Annotated in this window: 4 protein-coding genes; 3 read left to right on the top strand and 1 reads right to left on the bottom strand. The window is 68.2% G+C overall.

Annotation, left to right across the window (positions count from 1 at the left end):
* Positions 1 to 182: 182 nt before the first annotated feature.
* Both Acor_RS41850 and Acor_RS45835 read left to right on the top strand, forming a co-directional pair.
* Positions 183 to 1,466 carry a DNA recombination protein RmuC gene (locus Acor_RS41850; RefSeq protein ID WP_155342303.1) on the top strand — a complete coding sequence of 428 codons (1,284 nt, stop codon included), beginning with the start codon at positions 183 to 185 and terminating at the stop codon, positions 1,464 to 1,466.
* A gap of 40 nt (positions 1,467 to 1,506) precedes the next feature.
* Positions 1,507 to 1,974, top strand: a complete 468-nt coding sequence (locus tag Acor_RS45835; RefSeq protein ID WP_155342302.1) for a DUF6542 domain-containing protein — start codon at positions 1,507 to 1,509, stop codon at positions 1,972 to 1,974.
* 460 nt (positions 1,975 to 2,434) lie between these two features.
* Here Acor_RS45835 and Acor_RS41840 read toward each other — a convergent pair whose 3' ends face one another.
* The gene (locus Acor_RS41840) at positions 2,435 to 3,409 is read right to left on the bottom strand and encodes a 4-hydroxy-3-methylbut-2-enyl diphosphate reductase (protein WP_155342301.1); all 975 of its coding nucleotides are present in this window, start codon (positions 3,407 to 3,409) and stop codon (positions 2,435 to 2,437) included.
* Positions 3,410 to 3,489: 80 nt separating this feature from the next.
* Between Acor_RS41840 and Acor_RS41835 the strand changes: the two genes are divergently transcribed.
* A partial coding sequence (locus Acor_RS41835; protein WP_155342300.1) for a hypothetical protein occupies positions 3,490 to 3,751 on the top strand: 262 nt, incomplete at its 3' end.

Raw genomic sequence — 3,751 nt, 5'->3', positions numbered from 1 at the left:
CGGCGGGCCGGAGGTCATCAGGACGCCGGCCACGGTGGTCAACGCGATCAGTACGGCAAGGGTCAAACCGATCACCTGAGCGCGCATGCCGGGCGTAACCATAGGGAAACTCTGGGTTATCAACGCACGCCGCGCAAGCGCGCCTCCCCCTTCGGCAGGGAAAGGACTGGGATCATCGCCCAGTGGACGTCATGGCTCTCGCAATCCAGCTCGCCGTCGGATTGGCCGCCGGACTGGCCATCGGCTACTCGCTCGGCCGGGGCAAGGCCGACCGCGCCTCCGAGGAGACCGCGGCCAGGCTCGCCGACGCGGAGGCCAAGGCGCGCGCCGCCGAGGAGAAGGTCGGCTACATGGAGAACCAGCTCACCGAGCGGTTCCAGGCCATCTCCGCTCGCGCGCTCGACCTGAACAACCTGCGCTTCCTCGAACTCGCCGAGAACCGGCTCAACACCAGCAGGGCCGAGGCCGCCGGGGACTTCGACCAGCGGCGGCAGGCCGTGGAGAACCTGGTCGCGCCGCTCCAGGAGACGCTGGCCCGGGTCCAGCACCAGCTGCGGGAGAGCGAGCTCGGAGCGCGCGGAGCCCGCGCCGAACTCCAGCAGCAGATGGAGTTCGTGCGGCAGAGCTCGGAGCAGCTCCAGACCCAGACCCGCTCGCTGGTACGGGCCCTGCAGCGGCCAGAAGCCCGCGGACGGTGGGGGGAACTCCAGCTGCGGCGGGTCGCGGAGATCGCCGGGATGGCCCGGTTCTGCGACTTCGACGAGCAGGTGACCGCGCACACCGCCGACGGGATCGTCCGGCCCGACATGATCGTCCGGCTGAGCGGCGGCAAGAACATCGTGGTCGACTCCAAGGTGTCGCTGGCGGCGTACCTGGAGGCGGCCGAGGCGCAGGACCCCGAACTGGCCGGAACCCGGCTGGACGCGCACGCCCGGCACGTCCGCGAGCACGTGGACCGGCTCGCCGCCAAGACCTACTGGCAGTCGTTCAGCCCCGCGCCCGAGTTCATGGTCCTGTTCATCCCCGGCGAGGCGTTCCTCGCCCCCGCCCTGGAGCGCGACCCCGAACTGCTCGAGTACGCGATGATCAGGCGGGTCCACATCGCCACCCCCACCACCCTGATCACCATGCTCCGCACCGCCCAGTACGCCTGGCAGCAGGCCGCGCTCAGCGAGAACGCCCGCGCCGTGTTCGACATCGGCAAAGAGCTGTACGACCGGCTCGGCGGGCTCGGCCGGAACGTGGACGCGCTCGGCAAGTCGCTGTCGAAGGCGGTCGCCGCGTACAACCGGACGGCCGGGTCACTGGAGAGCCGGGTGCTGGTGAGCGCGCGGCGGCTCAGTGAGCTGGGGCTGGTGGACACCCCGCTGACCAGTCCCGAGCCGGTCGAGGAGCTGCCGCGGCTGCTCTCCATGCCGGAACTGGTGGACGAAGAGCAGGTAAGCGCGCCTCCTGTATCGCTCTAGAACGGTAAGTTGGGGGGTCGAGGAAAGGGGGTTTCCGGCAATGAAGTTGACCGCGCGCGGCGCCGTCACGCTGCTGTTCGTGATCACTCTTCTCGGCCAGCTCATCGCCCCCGGCCCCATCTTCATCCTGGCCTGCGCCGCCGCCGTGACCCTGGTCAACCCCCGCGACCTACTCCCCCTGGTGGTCACCCCGCCCCTGGTCTTCTTCCTGACCGCCCTCTTCATCGAGACAGTCCACGCGCTGCGCACCCCCAGCTTCCTCCAGTCCCTCGCCCTGGGCCTGTTCACCACCCTCTCGGCCGCCGCCCCCTGGCTCCTGGCCGGCTCGGCCCTCACCCTCGGCATCGCCTGGTACCGCGGCCTCCCCACCAACCTCCGCGACCTCCGCCAAGACCACCGCCACCGAGTCCCCAAACCCCGCCAAAGCCGCGAAACCACCCCCACCTACGCCGCCGAACCCGAGGGCTACTTCGAACCCCGCGTCTACGGCTCCACCAAAGAAGACTGACCCACCCCGAACGCGACCAGCCCCACCTCGGCCACCCGCCCTCCTGCACCAGCGATACGGCCACTGACTCCCACTGCGGACAACCGCCGAACGGCAACCTGACCCTCATCCAGGAGACGTCGCCCCAAGGCCAGAGCACGCTCTACGGGCAACCGCCGGACGGCAGACCGCCCTCATCCCTGGCTGCCGCTCTCCTGCGCCAGCCATACGGCCACTGGCCCGTTCTGCGGTCTACCGCCGGACGGCAAGCTGGCTCTCACTCAGGACATCGACCCCAGGGCCAGAGGTGTGGCACAAGCCCGCTGTGCGGGCAACCTCCGGACGGCAAGCTGGCCTTCATCCAAGGATCCCCGGGGTCGGGTGATGCGGCCGCAGGTCCGCCTTGGCGCCGGTACGGCGGGACGTCGGTGTCGGCGTAAGCGGCGCCGGATAACGGCGAGAGGGCGATGGCTTGTGGCTGTTAGACGCGGAGGTTTTTGCGGAGTTCGTGAGGGAGGGCGAAGCGCATGTGTTCCTCGACGGATTCGACTTCTTCGACGTCGGTGAAGCCGTGGGCGGCGAGTTTGGTGAGGACGCCTTCGACCAGGATCTCGGGGACCGAGGCGCCGCTGGTGAGGCCGATCGTGGTGACGCCGTCCAGCCAGGAGTCGTCGATGAAGGAGGCGTCGTCGACGAGGTAGGAGGCGGTGGCGCCGTAGTCGAGGGCGACTTCGACCAGGCGCTTGGAGTTGGAGGAGTTCTCGGAGCCGACCACGAGCACCAGCTGGGACTGGGCGGCGATCTCCTTGACCGCGGTCTGGCGGTTGGAGGTGGCGTAGCAGATGTCGTCGCTGGGCGGGTCGATGAGGCCGGGGAAACGCTGCTTGAGCCTGGTCACGGTCTCGGTCGTCTCGTCCACCGAGAGCGTGGTCTGGGAGAGCCAGACGACCTTCTCCGGATCACGGACGGATACCTTGCCGACACCGTCCAGGCCGTCGACGAGCTGCACATGGTCAGGCGCTTCCCCAGCCGTTCCTTCGACCTCTTCGTGACCCTCGTGACCGATCAGCAGGATGTCGTAGTCCTGGGCGGCGAACCGCTTGGCCTCGTTGTGCACTTTGGTGACCAGCGGACAGGTCGCGTCGATCGTCTTCAGACTCCGGCGAGCCGCCTCAGCGTGAACGGCCGGAGCCACGCCATGCGCAGAAAAGACCACGATGGCCCCTTCCGGGACCTCCTCGGTCTCGTCCACGAAGATCGCGCCACGCCCTTCCAGAGCCCGGACCACATGCGTGTTGTGCACAATCTGCTTGCGGACGTAAATAGGCGCTCCATACTGCGCGAGAGCCTTCTCCACCGCCTCAACGGCACGATCCACCCCCGCGCAATATCCGCGCGGCTTCGCCACCAGCACACGTCGACGGTCCGGAATGCTCGCGGGGGTCTGTGACGTCATGGTCTCATGCTACGTGGAGCGTCAGCCGCATCCTGACCTCACGTCGACTTGCCCCATATGACACTTTCCAGGAGCCAACGATGTCTCTCCTCCGCGTTCTGACCAAACCTCTCCGCCACGCGTACGACCATCGCGGCGAACTCCTGGCAAAAGCCAAAGATCTCCCCATGGTGGTCGTGCAAACCGCCCTCAGCGGCGTCGGCCAAGCCCTCCTCATCGGCGACCGCGTCCGCACCACCCTCAAACGCCTCACCACCACCGACGAGAACACCACCAAAACCCCCGACCCCGAACAAACCCCGCCGCGAGCCCGTCATCTTCGCCCCCCGCCCCACCAAGCCC

The sequence above is a fragment of the Acrocarpospora corrugata genome (genome assembly GCF_009687845.1).
Lineage (GTDB): Bacteria > Actinomycetota > Actinomycetes > Streptosporangiales > Streptosporangiaceae > Acrocarpospora > Acrocarpospora corrugata.
This window is presented reverse-complemented; position numbering and strand designations above follow the sequence as displayed.

Coding starts and splice junctions, on each gene's coding strand:
- Acor_RS45835 (WP_155342302.1), top strand. CDS start 1,507: ATGAAGTTGACCGCGCGCGGCGCCGTCACGCTGCTGTTCGTGATCACT.
- Acor_RS41840 (WP_155342301.1), bottom strand. CDS start 3,409: ATGACGTCACAGACCCCCGCGAGCATTCCGGACCGTCGACGTGTGCTG.